The organism is Bacillus sp. 2175 (genome assembly GCF_057812155.1).
Genome location: NZ_CM173819.1, coordinates 1,622,274 through 1,644,481 on the forward strand (window position 1 = coordinate 1,622,274; position 22,208 = coordinate 1,644,481).

21 protein-coding genes and 1 pseudogene are annotated in these 22,208 nt (G+C 33.4%); 18 read left to right on the forward strand and 4 right to left on the reverse strand.

Annotated features, from left to right (window positions below):
* Positions 1 to 13: 13 nt before the first annotated feature.
* Positions 14 to 874 carry a branched-chain amino acid ABC transporter permease gene (locus ACXKY9_RS08725; protein WP_000382787.1) on the forward strand — a complete coding sequence of 287 codons (861 nt, stop codon included), beginning with the start codon at positions 14 to 16 and terminating at the stop codon, positions 872 to 874.
* Between the two features lie 49 nt (positions 875 to 923).
* The gene (locus ACXKY9_RS08730) at positions 924 to 1,877 is read left to right on the forward strand and encodes a branched-chain amino acid ABC transporter permease (protein ID WP_002102967.1); all 954 of its coding nucleotides are present in this window, start codon (positions 924 to 926) and stop codon (positions 1,875 to 1,877) included.
* Positions 1,878 to 1,939: 62 nt separating this feature from the next.
* Here the strand turns inward: ACXKY9_RS08730 and ACXKY9_RS08735 are convergent, their stop codons facing one another.
* A complete protein-coding gene (locus ACXKY9_RS08735) occupies positions 1,940 to 2,728 on the reverse strand; it encodes a LysR family transcriptional regulator (protein ID WP_000405000.1) in 789 nt (262 codons plus the stop codon).
* 120 nt (positions 2,729 to 2,848) lie between these two features.
* Here ACXKY9_RS08735 and ACXKY9_RS08740 point away from each other — a divergent pair, with 120 nt between their 5' ends.
* The 15 genes and pseudogenes from ACXKY9_RS08740 (at position 2,849) to ACXKY9_RS08810 (ending at position 18,979) form a co-directional block, all read left to right on the forward strand.
* On the forward strand, positions 2,849 to 3,397 hold the full coding sequence (locus ACXKY9_RS08740) for a DUF4865 family protein (protein ID WP_000579915.1): 549 nt from the start codon (positions 2,849 to 2,851) through the stop codon (positions 3,395 to 3,397).
* A gap of 42 nt (positions 3,398 to 3,439) precedes the next feature.
* Positions 3,440 to 3,853: pseudogene (locus ACXKY9_RS08745) on the forward strand (tautomerase family protein); the annotation flags it as partial.
* A gap of 27 nt (positions 3,854 to 3,880) precedes the next feature.
* A complete protein-coding gene (locus ACXKY9_RS08750; protein WP_223272771.1) occupies positions 3,881 to 4,165 on the forward strand; it encodes a carboxymuconolactone decarboxylase family protein in 285 nt (94 codons plus the stop codon).
* Between the two features lie 153 nt (positions 4,166 to 4,318).
* A complete protein-coding gene (locus ACXKY9_RS08755; protein ID WP_001205528.1) occupies positions 4,319 to 4,762 on the forward strand; it encodes a MarR family winged helix-turn-helix transcriptional regulator in 444 nt (147 codons plus the stop codon).
* Positions 4,763 to 4,881: 119 nt separating this feature from the next.
* Positions 4,882 to 5,937 (forward strand): LLM class flavin-dependent oxidoreductase, encoded by a 1,056-nt coding sequence (locus ACXKY9_RS08760; protein ID WP_000417540.1) that lies wholly within the window; start codon positions 4,882 to 4,884, stop codon positions 5,935 to 5,937.
* A 594-nt stretch (positions 5,938 to 6,531) separates the two neighbouring features.
* Positions 6,532 to 7,935, forward strand: a complete 1,404-nt coding sequence (gene cydA, locus ACXKY9_RS08765) for a cytochrome ubiquinol oxidase subunit I (RefSeq protein ID WP_000448869.1) — start codon at positions 6,532 to 6,534, stop codon at positions 7,933 to 7,935.
* Entirely contained in the window at positions 7,922 to 8,938 is a 1,017-nt protein-coding gene (cydB, locus tag ACXKY9_RS08770; protein ID WP_000950086.1) for a cytochrome d ubiquinol oxidase subunit II, read from the forward strand. Before cydA ends, cydB begins: the two co-directional genes overlap by 14 nt.
* Positions 8,938 to 10,659, forward strand: a complete 1,722-nt coding sequence (gene cydD / locus ACXKY9_RS08775; protein WP_000824021.1) for a thiol reductant ABC exporter subunit CydD — start codon at positions 8,938 to 8,940, stop codon at positions 10,657 to 10,659. Before cydB ends, cydD begins: the two co-directional genes overlap by 1 nt.
* Entirely contained in the window at positions 10,656 to 12,380 is a 1,725-nt protein-coding gene (gene cydC, locus ACXKY9_RS08780; protein WP_000073649.1) for a thiol reductant ABC exporter subunit CydC, read from the forward strand. The genes cydD and cydC overlap by 4 nt, the downstream gene beginning before the upstream one ends.
* A gap of 133 nt (positions 12,381 to 12,513) precedes the next feature.
* The gene (locus tag ACXKY9_RS08785; RefSeq protein WP_000664253.1) at positions 12,514 to 13,662 is read left to right on the forward strand and encodes a hypothetical protein; all 1,149 of its coding nucleotides are present in this window, start codon (positions 12,514 to 12,516) and stop codon (positions 13,660 to 13,662) included.
* A gap of 107 nt (positions 13,663 to 13,769) precedes the next feature.
* Positions 13,770 to 16,331, forward strand: a complete 2,562-nt coding sequence (locus ACXKY9_RS08790; protein WP_001260423.1) for a glycosyltransferase — start codon at positions 13,770 to 13,772, stop codon at positions 16,329 to 16,331.
* A 15-nt stretch (positions 16,332 to 16,346) separates the two neighbouring features.
* A complete protein-coding gene (locus tag ACXKY9_RS08795) occupies positions 16,347 to 17,477 on the forward strand; it encodes a DegT/DnrJ/EryC1/StrS aminotransferase family protein (protein WP_000427968.1) in 1,131 nt (376 codons plus the stop codon).
* Positions 17,470 to 18,036 carry an acyltransferase gene (locus ACXKY9_RS08800; RefSeq protein WP_001084184.1) on the forward strand — a complete coding sequence of 189 codons (567 nt, stop codon included), beginning with the start codon at positions 17,470 to 17,472 and terminating at the stop codon, positions 18,034 to 18,036. Before ACXKY9_RS08795 ends, ACXKY9_RS08800 begins: the two co-directional genes overlap by 8 nt.
* 184 nt (positions 18,037 to 18,220) lie before the next feature.
* Positions 18,221 to 18,442, forward strand: coding sequence for a hypothetical protein (locus ACXKY9_RS08805; protein WP_000459099.1), 222 nt, complete (start codon positions 18,221 to 18,223; stop codon positions 18,440 to 18,442).
* Positions 18,443 to 18,532: 90 nt separating this feature from the next.
* Positions 18,533 to 18,979, forward strand: coding sequence for a DUF6376 family protein (locus ACXKY9_RS08810; RefSeq protein WP_000695229.1), 447 nt, complete (start codon positions 18,533 to 18,535; stop codon positions 18,977 to 18,979).
* A gap of 35 nt (positions 18,980 to 19,014) precedes the next feature.
* Here ACXKY9_RS08810 and ACXKY9_RS08815 read toward each other — a convergent pair whose 3' ends face one another.
* From ACXKY9_RS08815 to ACXKY9_RS08825, 3 genes are all read right to left on the reverse strand, one after another.
* The gene (locus tag ACXKY9_RS08815; protein WP_001089868.1) at positions 19,015 to 19,353 is read right to left on the reverse strand and encodes an EamA family transporter; all 339 of its coding nucleotides are present in this window, start codon (positions 19,351 to 19,353) and stop codon (positions 19,015 to 19,017) included.
* Positions 19,346 to 19,687, reverse strand: coding sequence for an EamA family transporter (locus ACXKY9_RS08820; protein ID WP_000805125.1), 342 nt, complete (start codon positions 19,685 to 19,687; stop codon positions 19,346 to 19,348). The genes ACXKY9_RS08815 and ACXKY9_RS08820 overlap by 8 nt, the downstream gene beginning before the upstream one ends.
* Positions 19,688 to 19,834: 147 nt before the next feature.
* Positions 19,835 to 20,836, reverse strand: a complete 1,002-nt coding sequence (locus tag ACXKY9_RS08825; protein WP_000926335.1) for a S66 family peptidase — start codon at positions 20,834 to 20,836, stop codon at positions 19,835 to 19,837.
* A gap of 260 nt (positions 20,837 to 21,096) precedes the next feature.
* On the opposite strand from ACXKY9_RS08825, the gene ACXKY9_RS08830 reads away from it, so the two are divergent.
* The gene (locus ACXKY9_RS08830; RefSeq protein ID WP_001080874.1) at positions 21,097 to 22,050 is read left to right on the forward strand and encodes a D-alanyl-D-alanine carboxypeptidase family protein; all 954 of its coding nucleotides are present in this window, start codon (positions 21,097 to 21,099) and stop codon (positions 22,048 to 22,050) included.
* The last annotated feature ends 158 nt before the right edge of the window (positions 22,051 to 22,208 follow it).

Here is a 22,208-nt window from a genome sequence, read left to right on the forward strand (position 1 = left end):
CGAGGTGAAAAGGATGGATGTGTTAATCAATTTATTTGTAAATGGGATTTCAACAGGGATGCTCATTTTTTTGTTAGCATCAGGTCTTTCACTTATTTTCGGTCTAATGAGCGTTTTAAACTTTGCACACGGTGGTTTATTTGCATGGGGAGCATTTACAGGTGTTTGGTTATTTAATATGACAGGAAGTTATATATTAGCTTTAGTTGGAGCAGTAGCCATGGGAATGTTCCTAGGATTTATTTTAGAAAGGTTTCTTATTAGACCGGTATATGGAAATCATGTTCGACAGCTGCTCGTTACGCTTGGAGGAATGCTCGTTCTTAGTGAGTGTATTAAAATATTTTGGGGGCCAAACCCTATTAGTGCAAAATTACCGTTATGGTTACAAGGAAGTTTTACATTCGGAGGTATTATATTAATTAAATATCGTCTATTTGTTATTTTGATTGGGATAATTATTTACATCGCACTACTACTATTACTCAAAAAGACGAAGATAGGTCTTATGATCCGTGCAGGTGTAATGGATAAAGAAATGGTTCAAGCGCTTGGTATTAATGTAAAAGCGATATTTTCTTTCGTCTTTTTATTAGGAGCAGGGATGGCAGCTTTGGGAGGATTCTTATTAGCACCGTATTCAGGCGTTATTTTCGCCGAGATGGGCATGCAGTATGCAATTTTAGCTTTTATAGTAGTAATTATCGGTGGATTAGGAAGCGTACAAGGTTCAGCTATTGCTTCTTTAATTGTCGGATTAGCTGGTGCTTTTACAGCGTATTTTATACCAGATTTATCACTTGCAATTAATATGTTAATGTTACTATTTTTCTTAATAGTGAAGCCAACTGGACTTGTTGGTGAAAAGGGGTGAAATGGTGAACAACACATCGGACCGAATTAAAGTATACTTCGGAGTATGTATGCTCATTTGTTTAAGTGTATTTCCGTTCGTAAATGATTCACGGAGCCTGTTAATTTTGTTCACTCAAATCTTCATCTTTGCTATTTTTGCAATGAGTTTTGATGTATTGCTTGGGTATACAGGAATTGTATCGTTCGGTCATTGTATGTTCTTTGGGATAGGAGCATATGGGGTAGCGCTTTTATTTGATCGACAAGGCGTATCAATAACGAACTTTTTAATTGGAATAGTAGCTGCAATTATCGTTTCAGCAATCGTTAGTTATATAATTGGTTTGCTTTCTTTACGATTGAAAAGTCATTTTTATGCAATGTTAACACTTGCTATTTCACAGTTGTTTTTCGTCCTTGCTGAAAAATGGCGTGGGCTCACTCACGGAGGAGATGGTTTTACATTTGGGGTACCAGAAATATTCCGTGATCGTTTTACTTTTTATTATGTATCACTTGTATGTTTATGCTTCATTTTTATTCTATTACGTCTTTTTACAAAGTCTTCTATTGGGAAAGTATTAAAGGCAATTTCACAAAATGAACAACGTGTTGAAGCACTTGGATATAAAGTCCTCCATTATAAAATAATCGCAAGTGTAGTGGCAGGAATAGTAGCTGCAATTAGCGGTGGTTTATTTGTTATTACATTACGCTTTGTCAATACGACTGTATTTTCAATTGAAATGACACTAAATGCACTCTTGATGACAATGATTGGAGGAGTCGGAACATTAATTGGAGCTATTGCTGGATCTGGGATTATTGAATCCCTAAAATATTATTTATCAGAACTAGCGACGGAATATCCGATTTTTGAAAGATGGACGATTATTCTAGGTTTATTGTATATTATCGTGCTACTCGTTTTTCCGAAAGGATTGGTTGGGACGGTTAAGGGACTGAAGAATATGAAACGGAATAAGAAGGAGAAAAGTGCAGAAGTGGAGCAAAATGTGTGAAAAATCAATTGTATAGAATATGAAAATCCCTCTTTTAGATTCATAAAGGAGGGATTTTTTTATTAACCAAATAGTTCATCAGGGATTTGTTTGAAAGAGTTTTGATTTGCAAAAAAATGAACAGCTAATTTCTCAACTGGAACATCTTCAATTGGTACCAATTTATCATTTTTAATCGGCAAAAAGGCTATCCCTTTTCCGTCCTGAATAAACTCTTCCATAAGCGAATAAGAATCTAATTGTTGAAGTTGACGCTGAGATAAATTATTTTCTTTTAGAAATTGTATCGTCTTATTCCTAAAAGGGCACTTTTTGTCATTGCTAACGAAGAAAATTTCTTTTGAATAATCAATGGTACATTTTTCTTTCGCTTTTAATAAGCCTACAGAAATTGAGGTTGTGAACACTTTTTTAAACGATGCGTCAGGATAATCCTCATAAGTTATGACCATATCAACTTTTTGTTGCTGAAGTAATTTTTGCAAATGACTACTACTTTCTACATATATTTGATAATTTCTGAAGTTTTCTTCAATACGCTTACTTAAATAATTTGTCAAAATAGATTGTGACGTCGCTATTATATAAGAAGAACCACTCGTTTTAATTTCATCTTTTACTTCTTCTAATAGAGTTAATATTTTATTCGTGTAATCTAATAAAATGTCACCAGAAGGTAATAAGGAAACGCCTTTGTTATCTCTATGTAGTAAAGGCGTTTCTAATTCTTGTTCTAATTTTTTGATTCGCTCAGTTACGTTCGGTTGAACATAACCTAACTCTTTAGCAGCTTTACTAATAGAACCCTCACTGGCTACAGTTTTGAATATAATAAGATCATTTATTTCCATATATCTCAGCCCCTTATGCACTATCATTATAAATGATACCAAACATAATTTATACCTATTTTACGTTAGCTACTTATCGATTTATCATAATGTATATAAGATTGAAAGCGAGTGATAAACATGATTGGAATGCAATATAAGGTCATTTTGCCAAAGGATTATGACATGGAAATTATTAGGAAAAGGGTAAAGGATAATGGTTATAAAACTGATGGTTTCCAAGCACTAAATTTTAAAGCTTATTTAATTACGGAAACGGAGAAAGACGGGAATTTTTATAACTGCTATGCACCTTTATATATTTGGAATGGTCATGAAGGGATGAATAAATTTATCTTTGAAGGGTATTACGATAACATTTTACAATCTTTTGGATGGCAACAAATACATATAGGTGTTCCATTAGTGGTTAATCTAAGTGATGGATTTAAGAAAAGTAGATATGTTGTTGAATATGCAGGAAGTATTTCTCAAAGTAAAACACTGATTGGGACTCAATTAAGCACTATGAATGAAGATGTACAAAACAACGAAAAGTGTTTAGGGAATGTAATCGTTTATAATCCGGATAAATGGGGGTATAGTAGGTTTAATTTTTATGAGGAGAAGCCTGAAATTGCAGTGAATAAAGGTGTTACAGTATATGAGATTTTACACATTTCACGATGAAATTTTGTTGCATATTAAAAATAAGAAAAGGAATGAAAGTCTATGCCTTTTGTGAAGATTTATTATCCTGAAAACATATTAAATGAAGAAGAGTTGGAAAAAATGGGTGAATGTATCCATCTTTCATTAATTGAACATTTTAACATCCCTGAAAATGATTATTTTCAAATGTTCTTACCTTACCAAGAAAACAAATTTTTATATAATCCATATTATTTGTTGGAAAGAGGAGAAAAGAGAACAGAGAATATGATTTATGTTTCTATTACATGTGGACCGGGAAGAACAGTGCAACAGAAAAAAGATTTGTATCAATCGGTATCCTTAAAAATTACGGAATATTCCGATGTTAAAACTTCGGATATTTTTATTACATTAAATGAGACAGCTGCTGAAAACTGGTCATTTGGTCAAGGAATAGCACAAATGGTGAAAATAAAGGGAGAAAAAAATGAACTTATTGAAGTACATATTAAAAAGAAAATGAGAGAAATGTCACCTGCATTTGCTCATTATAGTGAAAAGATATTATTTGAGGAAGTGTGGCGGGATGCCACTTTAACATTAAGAGAAAGAAGCTTGTGTACTGTGTCAGCACTAATCAGTCTCGGTAATACAGAACAATTACAATTTCATCTGAAGCTAGCTAAACAAAATGGGGTTATGGAGAATGAATTGGTTGCATTAATAACACATATGGCTTTTTACGTTGGTTGGCCAAAAGCTATGGCAGCTTTAAATATAGTAATGAATGAAAGGCAAAGTTAAGAATAATGATAAGTAAGAATTCATGTTTATATGAATTCTTACTTATCATTATTTATGCAATACTCTATCGATATATTTATTACATTTTTTCTTGCTTTTTTATCACTTGCGTAGTAAAGTGATAGTAAGATGAACGCTAGGAAGTGACAAAACATGCGTGATAATACGATAGGATCATTAATATGGTTACGTTTAATACGATTTACGAACCAAAGTAATCAAATGTCAAATGAGTTTTTAAAACGTTTTGATTTAACGACAGCTCAATTTGATGTGCTTTTGCAAATACGTACGTATCAGCCACTAACACAAATGGAGTTAGCTGAAAAGGTAACTGTTACACAAGGTGGTATTTCTCGAATGTTAACTCGTCTTGAGAAAGAAGGATATATTGTACGAAAACAAGATTGGAAAACGAAAACAATTAGTCTTACAGAGCAAGGGGAATCGGCCTTAGAGAAAGCATTGCCAGAGCAACTTGCATTTCAATCTTCGTTTTTTGATGATGTATTAAATGAAGAAGAGCAGAAAATATTATACGAGCTAATGACGAAAGTTCATAAGCATAGTGAAAAAAAAGAATTACCGCAAGAGTAATTTTTTTTACACTATCAATTGACTAATCAAGTGAAGGCGTAGGTAATACGGAGATATACCTGACTTACCAACGTTTTTAGAAAAAAACTAATACTACTTTATTAAAGGGGAGAGTAACTATGGAAAAATACCGTATAGATATAAGAAAAGGAATTGAGTTTGGATTATATTCAATTGGTGATCATGTTTTAAATCCACATAATGGGGAGAAAATTACGCCAGAGAAAAGAATTCACGAACTAATTGAAACAGCTAAGTTAGCAGATGAGGCAGGGCTTGATGTGTTTGCTGTCGGTGAAAGTCATCAAACGCATTTTACAACACAAGCTCATACAGTTATTTTAGGAGCTATTGCACAAGCTACGAAAAATATAAAAATTGCAAGTTCAGCAACGATATTAAGTACATCTGACCCAGTTCGAGTATATGAGGATTTCGCTACAATTGACTTGATTTCTAATGGACGTGCAGAAATTGTGGCTGGTCGTGGATCTCGTATTGGGGGATATAGTTTACTTGGTTATAACGTGAATGATTATGAAGAATTATTCGAAGAGAAGATGGATCTTTTATTAAAAATTAATAACGAGGAACATGTCACATGGAATGGACAGTTCAGAGCACCGCTCGCACATGCATCGGTTATTCCGAGAGCGAAAAATAATAACTTACCAATTTGGCGTGCGGTTGGAGGTCCACCAGCTAGTGCAATTAAAGCAGGACGCGCGGGTGTACCAATGATGATAACAACACTTGGTGGTCCAGCAATTAACTTTAAAGTGTCAGTAGATGCTTACCGCGAGGCGGCTGTACAAAGTGGATTTGATTCAGCTAGTTTACCAGTTGCGACAACGAGTTTATTTTATACGGCAAAAAATTCACAAGATGCACTTAGTGAATATTACCCTCACATTAATGCTGGTATGCTTACACTGCGCGGTGGTGGGTATCCGAAACAGCAATTTACAAATGCAATAGATTACCGTGATGCTTTAATGGTTGGTAGCCCACAACAAATCATTGAGAAAATGCTGTACCAATATGAATTATTTGGCCAACAACGCTTTATGGCACAAATTGATTTTGGCGGTGTACCATTTGATAAAATTGAGAAAAATATTGAATTAATTGCTACTGAAATTTTACCAGCCGTTAGAAAACATACAGCAAAATAAATAAAAAAACTGAGAGTCTAATCGACTTTCAGTTTTTTTTATTTGTTCTGGAAAAATGACAAAAAAATGAACTTTTAGTCGAGGAAGAGGGAAGTTATTTTCTATTTTTGAATAACATTATTTCGAGTTTGAATTTTAAAAATACATTTTTCTCTTGACAAAAAACAAGCGTTTATCGAGGGTAGTTCCGAGGACATTTTTTCGGGTGAAAGTCAAGTGTATGAAGAGAAAAACGATTGTTTTATAGATATAAAAGTAAGAAGTATATTGAAAAAACACATTTTGCTAATGAGAAAAATCTGATTCAAAAAAATGACAAAAGACATATTTCAGACAAAATGATGTCAATAATACGTCAAAAATAACCTGAATTTACTATGCAGGTATATTATACAATTCGATTAACGAATAAAACACTACAGAAATAGTGAAAAGGTAAAAAATAGCATTACAATAGTTTGAAAAACTGAAACTTCATATTTTTCGACAATACATACAAAATGTTTTTGTCTTTTCGTATTTCTTAATAATTGAGTTTGATAAGATTGCTCAATTAACTTTTATTATAAAAACTATGAAGGAAGTGATTTTAGTATGGAAACGCTCGAATTGGCACGAATACAGTTCGCATCAACAACGATTTTCCATTACTTTTTTGTTCCGCTGTCAATTGGTTTAGCTTTTATTATTGCGATCATGCAAACGTTGTATGTGGTAAAAGGGCAAGAAGTATATAAGAAGATGGCAAAGTTTTGGACGCAATTATTCCTTATTAACTTTGCAGTAGGTGTAGTAACAGGTATTTTACAAGAATTTCAGTTTGGTATGAACTGGTCAACGTATTCACGTTTTGTAGGTGATGTATTTGGTCCATCACTTGCGATTGAAGGATTACTGGCATTTTTCATTGAGTCTACATTCCTGGGTTTATGGGTATTCGGTGAGGATAAATTACCGAAGCGAATTCACTTAATGTGTATTTGGCTCCTTTCAATTGGAACGATGTTATCAGCATTCTGGATTTTAACTGCAAGTGCATTTATGCAGTCACCTGTCGGGTATGAAATGGCAGCTGATGGTCGTGCGCAAATGAATGATTTCTTAGCCATTATTCAAAACCCACAACTATGGGTACAATTCCCGCATACAATTACAGCGGCAATTGCAACAGGTGCATTCTTTATTGCTGGTGTAAGTGCATGGAAAATTACAAAAGGACAAGAAACTGTAGTATTTAAAAAATCTTTCCGAATTTCTATCATTGTTGGAACAATTACAACGGCGCTTGTATTATTCTTCGGTCATGCACAAGCGCAACAATTAATTAAGACACATCCAATGAAGATGGCGGCAGCTGAAGCGCTATGGAATACAAGTGAGGATCCAGCACCATTTACAGTATTTTCGAAAATTGATACAGAGAAGAAAGAAAATTCGTTTGAAATTCAAATCCCTTATATGCTAAGTCTATTATCGTATGATAAGTTTAGCGGTCAAGTTGAAGGGATGAATCAAATTCAAAAACAATATGAGGAAAAATATGGACCTGGAGATTATATTCCTCCAGTGCATACAATGTTTTGGAGTTTTAGAGCGATGGTAATGAGTGGAACATTCATGCTTCTTCTAGGAGCTTACGGATGGTTCTTATCAAGAAAAGATCGTTTAGCGGAAAAAACGTGGTATTTAAAATTAATGGTGTATGCAATTTCTCTTCCATTCATCGGTAATACAGTAGGGTGGATTATGACTGAAATGGGTCGTCAACCTTGGGTTGTATTTGGTGTAATGAAAACAGAAGATGCTGTATCACCAAATGTAACATTCGGTGAAGTATTATTCTCACTTATTTCATTCACATCAATGTATTTAATTATGGGTGGAATTTGTGTGTACTTATTTGTTCGTACCATTAAGGGCCACAAGAATAAGAAAACGAAAAAGGATTATCAAAGCCATGATCCATTTGATAAGGAGGAAGAGTATGTTATCTCTTAATGAGTTATGGTTTTTAGTTATTGCAATCTTGTTTGTTGGATTCTTCGTACTGGAAGGTTTCGACTTTGGGGTAGGAATGGTTTCGAGGTTTTTAGGAAAGAATGATTTTGAAAAACGAGTTTACTTAAATACAATAGGACCGTTCTGGCACGCGAATGAAGTATGGCTTGTTTGTGCTGGTGGAGCCATGTTTGCGGCATTTCCGCACTGGTATGCAACTTTATTTAGTGGTTTTTATATTCCATTTGTATTTATGCTTCTTGCTTTAATTTTAAGAGGTGTTTCCTTTAAATTTCGTGCGAAAATAGATAATCATAAATGGAAGAGTGCATGGGATTGGGGGATGTTTATTGGAAGTATGTTACCTCCTATCCTTTGGGGAGTTGCGATTGCAAACTTTATGGTAGGTGTACCTATTGATGAGAGTAAAAATGTTGTAGGTGGATTCTTGCAATTACTTCATCCATTTGCGTTACTTGGAGGAGTAATGTTTCTCCTACTATGTATTGTTCACGGATTACAATTTCTTACGATACGTACAACTGGTAAATTGAGAGAACGTGCACGAATTGCTGCAATAAAAATTGCACCAATTTCATTAATTACACTTCTTGTTTTTGCTGGTGTGGGGTTATGGAAAACCGACATTTTCACTGCTCATGGAACAGAATGGATTATGGTGCCAATCGGAGCTTTTGTAGCACTATTAGTGTCCACTTTATTAAATAAAAGAAGAAGAGATGGTTGGGCTTTCTTTATGACGAGTTTAACAATCATTTTACTAAGTGCGAGTGTATTTATCGGTATGTTCCCACGTGTTATGATTAGCTCTTTAGGAGCAATGAATGATTTGACAATTTACAACGCAGCATCAGGAGCTTATGCATTAAAACTTATGACTTACTTTGCGATTGCTATTTTGCCTTTCGTTATCGGAAGTCAAATATGGAGTTATTATGTATTTAGACAACCTGTTAAGTCAGACAACGATTTGGAGTACTAATGAAAAGAAAAAGAGGACTTCCGTCTTATCCCGGTAGCCGTATTTTATATGTAGCGTTAACGATTATTAGTATTTTAGAAGCTTTTAGTATTATTGCGCAAACAATCTTTTTAGCACGAGCTATTACGTTTTTATTTCATGGAGAGACAGTACAAACAATATTAAGTGAAATTGTTTATTTTGGTATCGCGTTTGCAGCGCGTCACATAGTAGTTCGAACATCACAAATATTAGTGGAACGTTTTGCTGAAAAAACAGGGTCGTTACTAAGAAAACAACTAATAGAGGCATATTTCACATTAGGTCCAAGGTATGTTCAAACTGTTGGAACTGGTCATCTGGTTACCTTATCAATTGAAGGGATTGAGAAATTTAAAACATATATTGAATTAACGATTCCTAAAATGATTAGAAGTAGCATCGTTCCAGGTCTAATTGTACTATACGTTTTTACGCTAGATATTGAGTCTGGAATCATTTTAGTTGTAACGATTCCTATCGTGATCATATTTATGATTCTTCTCGGATTGGCAGCGCAAAAAATGGCAGATAGTCAGTACGAGATATATCGTGTACTTTCGAACCATTTTGTAGATACGTTAAAAGGTTTAGAAACATTAAAGTATTTAGGGAAAAGTGAACAGCACGAAGGAAAGATTGAAAAAGTAAGTAAAAGGTATAGAAAAGCAACGATGCGTACTTTGCGAGTTGCTTTTCTTTCTTCTTTTGCATTAGATTTCTTTACGAGTTTATCAATTGCGTTTGTGGCAGTTGGATTAGGGATACGTTTAATAGATGGAACGATTATACTATTACCAGCCCTTACAATTTTGATTTTAGCTCCGGAATATTTTCTGCCGATTAAACAAGTGGGAGCAAATTATCATGCGACATTAGATGGACAAATTGCGATGGAGCAAATAGAAGAGATTTTGCAACAACAAAAAGGAATACAAAAGAAAGATTTAAATGAAGATATAGTATGGAATGCCTCTAGTAGCTTGAAATTACAAGACATCAAAGTTAATAATACTGAATCTGAAAAGGCTATATTAGAAGGAATTAATTTTACTTGGGAAGGTAACGGTGCTATTGGTGTTATTGGTGAAAGTGGTGCAGGCAAATCGACGTTAATCGACGTATTAGCAGGTTTTTTATCTCCTTCGAGTGGAAAGATGTTAGTAAATGGTGTAGAAGTTGATGGATCTACTCGTGAAGATTGGCAAAAAAATATCGCTTATATTCCGCAGCAACCTTATATTTTTCCGCTTTCATTAAAGGATAACATTCGTTTTTATGAAACAAATGCAACAGATGAAGAAGTTGAAAGAGTTATTAATGAAGTCGGCCTTCGTTCACTCGTTACATCACTTCCAAATGGGATGCACGAAAGAATTGGAGAAGGTGGACGTATGCTAAGTGGCGGACAAGAACAGCGTGTTGCTATGGCGCGTGCGCTTTTAAGTAAAAAACCAATCATTTTATTAGATGAGCCTACGGCACATCTTGATATTGAAACCGAATTTGAAATAAAGCAAGCGATGTTACGTCTATTTAATGGAAAGTTAGTATTTTTAGCAACCCACCGTCTACATTGGATGAAACAAATGGACCATATTCTTATTTTAAATAAAGGGGAAATGAAAGAAAGTGGGACGTATGAAGAACTTTTAGAGAATGAGACATTACATTTTCATAGGGAAGAGAGGGGAGAGAAATGAGTAACTGGGTTAAACCTTATATAAAACAAAATAAAGGTAGAATGACTTTAACTATTTTCCTTGGTCTTCTTGGAGTTAGTTCAGGAGCGATGTTACTTTTTATTTCAGGTTATTTAATCTCAAAATCTGCCCTTAGACCAGAAAATGTAATGGCTGTATATGTTCCTATTGTTGCAACAAGAGCGTTTAGTATAGGGCAAGCTGTATTTCATTATATAGAGCGCTTAGTCGGACATGATGTCGTACTACGTATATTAGAAAAAATGAGAACGAGGCTATATAGAATAGTAGAACCACAGGCGTTATTTTTCCGTTCTCGATTTCAAACGGGTGATATGTTAGGAGTGTTATCCGAAGATATAGAGCATTTGCAAAACCTATATTTACGTACAATATTTCCTAGCATATTAGCGCTAGTTGTTTATAGTATCTTCGTACTTGTTATCGGTGCATTTGATTTTGTTTTTGCACTTATTGTAGGTTGTATGTTAGCTATTATCGTTTTTCTTCTTCCGTTTGTATCATTACTTTTGATGAAGAAACATCATGTTACTTTAAAGCAAGGAAGAAACCGTTTGTATCAACAACTGACAGATGCTGTTTTTGGATTATCTGATTGGCAAGCAAGTGGTCGTAAAGATGAATTTATTAATGAGTATGTAAAACAAAATGATCAGTTGTTAAAAATCGAAAAGAGAGTGAAACGCTGGTATCATATTCGGGACAGTATCATTCAATTAGTAGTAGGTATTGTAGTTATTTCGATGATCATATGGACTGGGAATGAAGCGGCAAGTGAACAAATTGCTCCTACAGTTATCGCAGCTTTCGTATTAATGACTTTATCTGTAACGAACGCGCTTATTCCTATTGCAGATGCCATCGATCGAATACCGTCGTATGTAGAATCTACCCATCGTCTTAATGGCGTAGAAAGTGATAGTGTTTTACATGATGAAACGGATTTGCATGGAGAGAAAGATTATATTGAACCAAAACATGTAGATATTGAACTGAATCACGTATCGTATAGTTATCCAGATAGTAATGAGATTGTATTAAAAGATGTATCATTACAAATAAAAACAGGGAAGAAAATTGCTATTTTAGGGAGAAGTGGGACAGGGAAATCTACTTTACTAAAATTGTTAACAGGGGCGTTAAGCCCAGTAAATGGCCAAGTTGTACTAAATGGTGAACGAGCTCATACGAATCTTTTATCTAAATATATTTCTGTATTAAATCAAAAGCCGCATTTGTTTGATACGACAATTGGAAATAATGTACGAATTGGCAAACCAGAGGCGACGGATGAAGAGATATGGAAAGCTTTAGAGAAAGCACAATTAGCTTCACATGTTACTTCTCTTCCAGACGGATTACAAACAAAAATGCATGAAATGGGAAAGCGGTTTTCTGGTGGGGAAAGACAAAGGGTTGCTTTTGCTAGAACTCTTATGCAAGAAACACCAATTATTGTACTTGATGAACCGACTATCGGTTTAGATCCAAAAACAGAATTGTCTTTAATTGAAACAATGTTTTCTGCAACGGAAGAAAAGACGGTTATTTGGATTACGCACCATCTTGTAGGAATAGAACATGTAGACGAAGTTATATTCCTTGATCGTGGCCAAATTGTCATGCAAGGTAGTCATAAACAACTTCTGAAAGAAAATGAAAAGTATCGTAAACTTTATGAGTTAGATAAAGGAATATAATTTGAATAAGCAATAATTGTAAAAATAGCTACGCCTAATGGTGGAGCTATTTTTTTTGTTAGATTGCAGGTGTATATGATTGTTACGAATTAAAAATGAATTTCATATTATACATATAATGGAGGGGATGTACATGAAGGAACAATATAAAATCATTGTTTTAAGTGATGAATTATCAGGGGATAGGATTCGAAATACGTTAGACAAAAATAAATGTAAAACAATAGTTCATGTTGTGGACGTTTCAGATGTTGTTCGTATAGAAAGTTCTTTTCAATATATAGTCATTTGGAGAGGGGACGCAGAAAAACTTACAAATGACTTGATAAATAGGGGCGTGCAAAGTTCAAAAATTATTAATTTAACAAAATACATGTATGAATGGAAGGATAAATTAATTTCTATCTATCAAATAAATCCGGATCTTATGTCTTTATACATTTCTATGAAAAAAGCAAAGAGTGATCCGACGTATGAATTGTTTGCTACCGGTTTGTCTTATCCGCATTGTGGCATAAGTACGGAGCTTCTCTCAAAAAAGTCAATAAAATTAACACTTCCATCGCAAGATCTATACTATGATTATTTAATAGCGTCACAACTTTTATCAAACAATCATTCATTTCAATATTGTTTAATAGGAATAGCCTATTTCTCGTTTTACTTTGATATGTCGTTATCCTCCGAATCATATAGAATTCACAAAGTATATTATCCATTGTTTCAAGATGGTCATCATACTGTAGTTCACTCTCCTCTACCCACTGATGGATTCTCACATCTAAATACTCCGAAACCACTTCTTTCTATTTTAAATTTGCATTTTGAATATATTTTATTAGATGAACTAAAAGATGAATCATTGATACTGCCTTGGATAAATGCTGAGTGGAATACCACTCCTCTTCACATTCCTTTTGAAGAACACGGGAAAATAAGAGCAGCTTCACATGCTAAATTGTCGTACCCTCATACTTTAGTTGAAAATAAAATGATTTTTAAAAAATATTTAGATTTACTGTTAAAAAATGATATAAAGCCACTAATTGTTGTGTTCCCTGTTACTTCACATTATTTCAATTGTAGTAGTAAAAAATTAAAAGAAGATTTTTATAAAGTTATAAATGATTTTCAAACTCAATATTCTTTTCAAATCATAGATCTATTTGATTCGCCATTATTTTGTGACGATGATTTTTATGATAGTGATCATATGAATAAAAAAGGTGCAAATAAAATGTCCGCATTATTAAATATGTTTATTCAGGAACGAAAAGTATGATAATTTGTTTCATGTTTGCATAAAAGTATATAGGCTCCATACAGTTAAAGTAATGTGATTTTTGTGTCGCGTATATAAATAATATGCGAAGAGGTGAGAGAGTTAAAATGAGAACTCGTATTGAAAGAACTGAAGAGGTGGTAGAGCAACTTCCGTTGGTAAGTGTATTAATTCCTACGTATAATCGTCCTCGTTACTTTGAAAAGGCGCTATGTAGTGTGTTAGAACAAACGTACCCTAATATAGAAATTATAGTTGGAGATGACAGCACGAATGATGAAACAGAAAAAGTGTTACAAAAATACTTATGTGATCATTCAAATATTATTTATATAAAAAATAGATCAACTCTCGGACAATTTGAAAATGCGCTAATGTTATTTAATGAAGCGAACGGTGAATATATAAATTTTTTAATGGATGATGATGTATTTCATGTGAATAAAATTGAAAAAATGATGAAGTATTTTTTCGATGATTTAGATAATGAAATTAAGCTTGTAACATCTCATCGTCAAGTCATTGATGATAAAGGGAAAGAGCTACGACATATTTATTCGACTGTCCGTTTATTTGAAGAGGATACCATTATAGCGGGAACAGAATTAGGAAATAAGGTAATTGTGGATCAAAAAAATTATATTGGAGAACCGACAACAGTTTTATTTCGTAAAAATGATTTACAAGAACCGTTTGGGATTTTTGATAAGAGGCGGTATTTATGTAACGTAGATATAGCTTCATGGTTATCTTTATTAAGTAAAGGAAAAGCTGTATATATAGCAGAGACACTTAGTTACTTTCGATTACATCCAGATCAACAGTTAAATGAATCTAATAAAATGATGGATGGGTTAGAAGATTTTTCACACAGTATTATAGCAGGAGAACAATATGGTTTCTTATCCACTGAAAAAGAGTTAGATAAAGCGATAACTAATTTTCTAGATTATGCAAGAAGGATAGTTCCATCATCAATATTATATACATTAGACTATTGCCAAAAAATTAGAGCGAAGAAAATAAACATAGAAAAGAAAAAACAACATATAAATAATAATTCTTCTTTACCGAAAGTAAGTATACTTATTCCTGCATACAATAGACCTTATTACTTGGAATTAGCACTCAACAGCGCTTTGAATCAAACATATGAAAATATTGAAATTATTATTTCTGACGACAGTACAAATAATGAAGTCAATGCTATGATTCAACCGTACTTACGTGAATATGAGTGTATTACATATGTAAAAAATGAAACGCCGTTAGTTGCCGAAAACTTTAATAAGTGTGTAGAACTTGCGAATGGGGACTATATAAACTTTTTATTAGATGATGATTTATTTCATCATGAAAAGATCGAGAGAATGATGAAATACTTTTTGGCGTTAGAAAATATTTCATTTGTGACGTCATATCGTGAACTGATTGATGAGAATGGAGAGATATTACTACCTTCAACATTAAATATGAAAATCGCGAAAGAAACTACACTTTTTGAAGGAAAAGAATTAGGGAATTATATGTTAAAAAACTTGAAAAATGTAGTTGGTGAGCCGACAACTGTTTTGTTTAATCGGAATTTGTTTGACGGGAAGTTTGGATATTTTAAAGGAAAGGCTTATTCTGCTATTAATGACATTGCAACTTGGCTAGATATGATGAGGAAAGGAAAAGTAGTTTATATACATGAACCTCTTAGTTATTTTAGACAGCATAGTGGACAAAATCAAAAACAAATGCATTTTATTTTAATGACAATTGAAGAGTGGATTGAATTAATTATAGATGCATATAATAGTGGGTTTTTAAGCTCCGAAAGTGAGTATAAAGAGAGTTTATCTTATTGTTTAGAAAATGCGGGATTTATAGTTAAGGATGCAGTAAGAAATGGCGAACTAGATCAAATTTATAATGAAAAGATAAAAAAAGGCTTAAACAAGTTAGTTGCTCATATGTTCGAGAAAGAATGTTGTTATTGTCAATATTGCAATCAACAATTTGAAAAATTTTCACCTTGGCCAGCACATTATGATTTTCCGAAATATAAATTTGAAATGTGGAATAAAGATACAGGGATATGTCCAGTTTGTAATTCGATGGATCGTGAAAGATTGTACCGTGCGTACATTGAAACGGAAACGGACTTGTTAAATAGAAACTATACAATGCTTCATATTGCACCTGAAGCAAAGTTAAGAGATTGGTTTAACGAGTATAAAAATATTACGTATGTATGTGGTGACTTAGAACCAAAGGATCCATTAATGAAGGAAATTGATGTTACAAGAATTACATATGATAGTAATACTTTTGATGTAATATTATGTAGCCATGTATTAGAACACGTTCCTGATGATGACAAAGCAATGCGAGAGTTATATAGAGTGTTAAAGCCAAATGGATGGGGAATTATTCAAGTACCAATCGTAATGAATGTAGATTTTATTATAGAGAATGAATTAATTGTAACACCACAATTGAGGAAATTAGCTTTTGGTCAAGAAGATCATGTGAGAATTTACAATCAATCGGGATTTATTCAACGATTAATGAATGCAGGATTTAAGGTAGAATTATATAACATAGCGGAAAAACAAGGAATGAAAAGTGCTAGGAAATTTGGATTATCTGAAACAGATATGCTCTATATTGTCCGAAAATGATAGGAAGGAATAGATATGGAGAATATTCCTTTTTTACGTGCTTCAACTGTACCTGTAAGTGAGTATTTGGACGAATTGAAGGAAATTGATACATCTCACATATATACGAATTATGGACCTATAAATCAACGTTTTGAGGAAACAATTATGTCGTCATTTTTTCAAAACAGGGGAGCTGTTACAACAGTAGCAAACGCAACGTTAGGGTTAATGGCGGCTATTCAACTAAAGAAAAGAAGAAAGGGAAAGTATGCTCTCATGCCTAGCTTTACATTCCCTGCGACTGCCTTAGCCGCTATTTGGTGTGGATTGGAACCTTACTTTATTGATATTTCAATAGATGATTGGTATATGGATAAAACCGTACTTTTGGATAAGATAGAAGAATTAAAAGAAGAGGTTGCGATTGTTGTCCCGTACGCCACTTTTGGATCATGGATGAACTTAGAAGAATATGAAGAATTAGAGAAGAAGGGGATTCCGGTTGTCGTAGATGCGGCGCCGGGATTTGGATTAATGAATGGAGGGATGCATTACGGTCAAGATTTTAGTGGAATGATCGTATATAGCTTTCATGCAACAAAGCCATTCGGAATTGGTGAAGGAGGGCTCATATATAGTAAAAACGAAGAAGATATACAACGTATTAAAAGAATGGGGAATTTCGGATTTGATAAAAATCGTGAATGTACGATGATGGGGTTTAATTGTAAAATGTCTGAATACGCAGCAGCTATTGGGATTGCGACTATAAAAAAGTGGGATCAAAAATTAAAAGAACGTACCCGTATTTCTGAATGGTATAAACAGTTGTTACAAAATACTGGGTTAATGAAAAAAGGGTGGAAAGTCCAAAAGACAGAAGCAGTTATTCACCAATTTATGCCTATCATTTGTCCAGAAGAAGTTCGCAACATACAAGTAATTGAAGAACTGAAAAAACAGAAAATAGAAGCTAGATTATACTTTTCACCATCTTGCCACCAACAAGTTCTTTTTAAAAACTATAAGTCGACAGATTTAACAAAAACGAATAAAATAGCAAAACGAATCGTAAGTTTACCTTTATGGGAAGGGATGACGAAAGAACTAGTAGAGCAAATTGTAATCTGTTTAGAGCAGAAGGTGGTGTCGGTAGATGAATAGTTTTTATAGTCAAGAAGAACTAAAGAAAATTGGATTTTTATCTGTTGGGAAAAATGTATTGGTTAGTAAAAAAGCAAGTATATATAATCCGAGTGCTATATCAGTTGGCAATCATGTAAGAATTGATGATTTTTGCATTTTAAGTGGTAAAATCACAATTGGAAGTTATTCGCACATATCAGCGTATACAGCGTTATATGGAGGGGAAGTTGGGATTGAAATGCATGATTTTGCAAACATCTCAGCTAAAACAATCGTATATGCAGTACTTGATGATTTCAGTGGAAATACATTAATGGGGCCAACCGTCCCGAATCAATATAGGAATGTGAAAGCAGAAAAAGTTATTTTAAAAAAACATGTGATTATTGGTGCTAATTCTATTATTTTTCCAAATGTAATTGTAGGAGAAGGTACGGCAGTCGGCGCGATGAGTATGGTAAAAGAGAGTTTAGATGATTGGTATATTTACGCTGGAGTTCCCGTAAGGAAAGTAAAACCTCGTCAAAAAAAGATGTTAGAGTTAGAAATTGATTTTTTAAAAAGCATTTATTCTTAACAAAAAAGAATGAATGCTTTTTATTTTTATCCCGCTATTTGCCGATAAAGAGTCGACTGGTGAGGGCTAATTAAAGTTTCACTTTATGATAGAGCAGAGTGTATCTTAACTTATTATGTTTTAAATTTTGCTGACCAAGGCAATACTGAGCCATAGTGAATGTAAAGTTGGAGGGCGAGCGTATATGTTTGATGAGGATGGGATTGTTTTAATTATGGAACCAGCTGATGAAAGAAATTTGAGGAGATTTATTTTTTCAGTGCCAAAGTCAGTGTATGAAAAGAAGGGGCTTACATTACACTATGGAACAGCTATAGGACAAGGGTATATGGATATAATTGAAGATATTATAAGCGTGCATATAGAAATAGATGTTGTAACGATAATAGGGCATGTAAGAGGGTAAATAGCTATTTGAAAAAGGCTATAAACAATTTAGCTAGAAGTTATGTATAGAGAAAATTACAGACAATTATAAGGACGAAGGGGGTCTAAAATGAAAATAAAATCAATTGTATTAGTATTCATAGTTTCAATTGGTTTAATGGGATGTTCAATAGTGGAAGAAGGAAAGAACTCCATAGATTATGCTCAAAAGGCGACAGACTATGTAAATGAAATAAGTGCATTTGCAAATGATGCACCAGCATTAGCAGAAAAGGCCGTTAATGATAGCGAGGCTCGAAAAGAATTAGAAACGAAGCTTAGTGAAATTAAACAAGATATACCCGCATTCAATGAATTAACGCCACCTGATGTAGCAAAGGATCTTCATCAACAAATCGTCGGATATAACGAAAAGTTAAATACGTTAATTGATACGGCGAAGACAAAGATAGAAGAAGGCAAAGTGGATGTAGAGCAATTTAAAAACTCTGAGCTTATGCAGACGGTAGATCAAGTTCGAGATTTGAAAGATAAAGTGCAAAATTTAGGTCAATAGTAAAAAGCTCCGTTTGTGATAAACGGAGCTTTTTACTATTGGATACAATAAACGATTACACCAACGATAATAATCATGTTGCCGATGAGTTTACGTTTCGTTATTTTTTCTCCTAGGAAATACCAACCAAAAATTAATATGATGATATAACTTAAGGATTCTAATGCTGATGCTTGTTTTAATGCCATGCCCTTCATGGCGATAACATTTAATCCGGCGTTAATTACAAATAAAGAGTAGCCGATAATAACATAAGGATTCACATATTCTTTTATTCTAGAATCGTATTGTTGCAAAGTAGCTTTTTTTAATAATATTTGTGAGTAATTAGCTAAAATTATCCCGAAAATAAATAATAACATATAACTATTCATCTTTTGTCACCACCACAATCCCGACGATAATAATAGCTGCACCAAGTAAATGATTCCACTGAATAGTATCTCCAAATAGAAATACTGACCAAAGCATTGACCACAGTATAATAATTCCGCGATGTGAATATGCTTTTGAAATTTCGAAATGTTTAATTACTTGTTGCCATAAAATTGCATATCCGAATAAAAGTATAACTAGTCCGAAATAAGCAACAAAAAATGAGATGGAAGCAATGGGGAATTTAGCTGCCCATTTCATGTAAACCATAATGATAGAATATATCAAAAAAGCTACATGTAAAAATACGTAATTTTTAATAGTTGGTTTCATTTATTCACTCTCTTTTGCATATAAATATATATTTATACCTAATTTTTCTAATGATATATATTGGAACGTATTTTGTTTAACCTTTCACATTCCAAATTATATAGTATCATGGCTTTTATTGTAAAACAATAGAAGCTATCTATGAATTCATTTTTTCCAAGGTTCTACAATATGTATCGTTTTATTTGTTGCATCCAACTCTACTTGAACACCGATAGGTATGGTAATCATGGGATGTGTATGACAACAATCGAAGTCAGCTAGAAAAGGAATTCTTTGATTTTGAAGTACTTCTAATAGTATTTCAAAAGGTTTTCGGTTGGTACCACAATCATCAAATTGCTCGTGTTTTCCAAGAATGATACCTGAAATTTTATCGAATACACCGTTAATTTTAAGTAATGAAAAGCTTCTTTCAATAGTAGCTGCATCTTTTGAACTGTCCTCAATAAAGAGAATGTCGCCTTCTTGAATATGTGGCATATAGGGGCTACCCAAAATTCCTTGTATCGTGTTTAAATTCCCGCCAATAATACGCCCAGTAGCTTTTCCATCAATTACTGAAATCCAATCGTTTGGTCGAAGTTCTTTCTCCTTCGTCTTTTCTTCCCAATTAATAAATTCATCTGACCAAAATAATGGTTGTTTTATATGATAAGGAAGAGAATGATCATGTAGTAAAGTTTCAGCAAAATATTTGTATGTGCAATCAACAAAAGGTTCAAATTCGCCAAAGGAAGGGACGAGAGCTGGTCCATAAAATGTAGGGATTCCTGTTTTGGCGTAAATTCCTAGTAATAAAGCAGTTGCATCTGAATACCCAATCATTATTTTAGGGTTCTTTAGAAAAGCATCATAATCAATATAAGGTAATATTGAATTTGAATTCATCCCACCAATTGTTGACATAATACAAGAAACATTAGGATTTCTTATCAAGACATTTAGTTCCTCAGCACGCTCTTGTATACTACCAGAACGATAAAAATCATATCGACCTGTTAATGAACCTTCTAATATATGAAACCCTTTCTGTTGTAAGTAAGATTTTGCTCGTTCAAATCTTTTTGGAGAAGTGTAGGTTACTGGTGAAGAAGGGGAGTAGATCCCAACTGTGTCTCCGTATTTTAATGATTTTGGAAGTAGCATTTGTATGAATCCCTTCTATTAAATAGTTTATCTCGCTATTTGACGGGTAGCCCAATTGGTGGGGCTGATTAAAGTTTCGCTTTATTTACGAGATTTTATTATTGAATATTCTTACGTTTCAATATTGTAAGTTTAACATAAATAAATTAAAATAATCATTGCTGTATATGAATAAATATACCTTTTACCTTGACTATATAAAGGAATTGTTGTTAAGGTTAAATGTGAGTGTATAAAAGGTTTGCTAAAGGAGTTTTGAAATGAATCGGTTAAAATGGGGAAGGATGACAGTCCTATTAGTTATTATTTTAGGGATATGTTGGTTCTTATTCCAAGGAAATCAAAAGAGCATAGCGAATGTAGAGGGACAACCTTTGCAAGTGGCAGAACTACCTAAAGCAGGATTTACTAAAAAAGTAGTCCCGCCAAAGTACATCCCACCAGAAATTAACGCAAAAGCAGCTATGATTATCGATGCGAGTGATGGAGATATTATTTATCAATATAATGAAAATGAAGCTTTTGCACCGGCTAGTATGTCTAAGATGATGACAGCGTATCTCTTACTAGAGAGTATACATAACGGGAAAGTTCGCTGGGAAGATCCAGTAAAAATGAGTGCGAAGGCGGCACAAACAGAAGGAGCGAGAATCCCAGTACAAGTTAATGACACATTAACTGTTAAAGATTTATATCATGCATTAATGATTGAGTCAGCTAATAATTCGGCTGTGGCTTTAGCAGAACATATGGCAAAATCGGAGAAAGATTTCGTTCAGCTTATGGATGCAAAAGCGAAACAGTTAAAAATGTCGGAACATGCTAAATTTGCAAATGCTTCTGGATTACAAGAGCCAGATGGAAGTGAAACAAAAATGACGGCTGGTGATGTAGCACAATTGGCGTATCATCTTATAAAAGATTATCCGGAAATATTAGAAGTGACTCACTTACGCCAAAGTCAGCTAGCATTTAATAATATTAATGTTATAAGCACAAACGACATGTTAAACAAAAATAATAAAAGTTTATATATAGAAGGAATGGACGGACTAAAGACTGGATTTACAGATAGTGCAGGATACTGTTTTACTGGGACTGCAAAGCAAGGTGATAATCGAATTATTACAGTGGTCATGGGGACATCCAGTAAAACAAAACGTTTTACAGAGACAAATAAGTTAATGTCGTATGCATTTGGATTAGTTAATTAAGTAAGTAAAATACGAATCTAGATCGCTACATAAGTAAGACTGTTTGTTGTTACTAATTTTAGATAACAACAAACAGTCTTTTTATTTTAAAAAGGAAAAAGCTTCTAAATATAAGTGTTATTATTTGAGTTTGTTTGTTGCTGTGATATTATAAAGTT

Bases quoted from the DNA above. Each gene is read 5' to 3' on its own strand.
- cydC (WP_000073649.1), top strand. From the start codon at position 10,656: ATGAGTAACTGGGTTAAACCTTATATAAAACAAAATAAAGGTAGAATG.
- cydB (WP_000950086.1), top strand. From the start codon at position 7,922: ATGTTATCTCTTAATGAGTTATGGTTTTTAGTTATTGCAATCTTGTTT.
- ACXKY9_RS08830 (WP_001080874.1), top strand. From the start codon at position 21,097: ATGAATCGGTTAAAATGGGGAAGGATGACAGTCCTATTAGTTATTATT.
- ACXKY9_RS08735 (WP_000405000.1), bottom strand. From the start codon at position 2,728: ATGGAAATAAATGATCTTATTATATTCAAAACTGTAGCCAGTGAGGGT.
- ACXKY9_RS08800 (WP_001084184.1), top strand. From the start codon at position 17,470: ATGAATAGTTTTTATAGTCAAGAAGAACTAAAGAAAATTGGATTTTTA.
- ACXKY9_RS08805 (WP_000459099.1), top strand. From the start codon at position 18,221: ATGTTTGATGAGGATGGGATTGTTTTAATTATGGAACCAGCTGATGAA.
- ACXKY9_RS08730 (WP_002102967.1), top strand. From the start codon at position 924: ATGCTCATTTGTTTAAGTGTATTTCCGTTCGTAAATGATTCACGGAGC.
- ACXKY9_RS08785 (WP_000664253.1), top strand. From the start codon at position 12,514: ATGAAGGAACAATATAAAATCATTGTTTTAAGTGATGAATTATCAGGG.
- cydA (WP_000448869.1), top strand. From the start codon at position 6,532: ATGGAAACGCTCGAATTGGCACGAATACAGTTCGCATCAACAACGATT.
- ACXKY9_RS08795 (WP_000427968.1), top strand. From the start codon at position 16,347: ATGGAGAATATTCCTTTTTTACGTGCTTCAACTGTACCTGTAAGTGAG.
- ACXKY9_RS08740 (WP_000579915.1), top strand. From the start codon at position 2,849: ATGATTGGAATGCAATATAAGGTCATTTTGCCAAAGGATTATGACATG.
- ACXKY9_RS08750 (WP_223272771.1), top strand. From the start codon at position 3,881: ATGAGAGAAATGTCACCTGCATTTGCTCATTATAGTGAAAAGATATTA.
- ACXKY9_RS08825 (WP_000926335.1), bottom strand. From the start codon at position 20,836: ATGCTACTTCCAAAATCATTAAAATACGGAGACACAGTTGGGATCTAC.
- ACXKY9_RS08760 (WP_000417540.1), top strand. From the start codon at position 4,882: ATGGAAAAATACCGTATAGATATAAGAAAAGGAATTGAGTTTGGATTA.
- ACXKY9_RS08820 (WP_000805125.1), bottom strand. From the start codon at position 19,687: ATGAAACCAACTATTAAAAATTACGTATTTTTACATGTAGCTTTTTTG.
- ACXKY9_RS08815 (WP_001089868.1), bottom strand. From the start codon at position 19,353: ATGAATAGTTATATGTTATTATTTATTTTCGGGATAATTTTAGCTAAT.
- ACXKY9_RS08725 (WP_000382787.1), top strand. From the start codon at position 14: ATGGATGTGTTAATCAATTTATTTGTAAATGGGATTTCAACAGGGATG.
- ACXKY9_RS08810 (WP_000695229.1), top strand. From the start codon at position 18,533: ATGAAAATAAAATCAATTGTATTAGTATTCATAGTTTCAATTGGTTTA.
- cydD (WP_000824021.1), top strand. From the start codon at position 8,938: ATGAAAAGAAAAAGAGGACTTCCGTCTTATCCCGGTAGCCGTATTTTA.
- ACXKY9_RS08755 (WP_001205528.1), top strand. From the start codon at position 4,319: ATGCGTGATAATACGATAGGATCATTAATATGGTTACGTTTAATACGA.
- ACXKY9_RS08790 (WP_001260423.1), top strand. From the start codon at position 13,770: ATGAGAACTCGTATTGAAAGAACTGAAGAGGTGGTAGAGCAACTTCCG.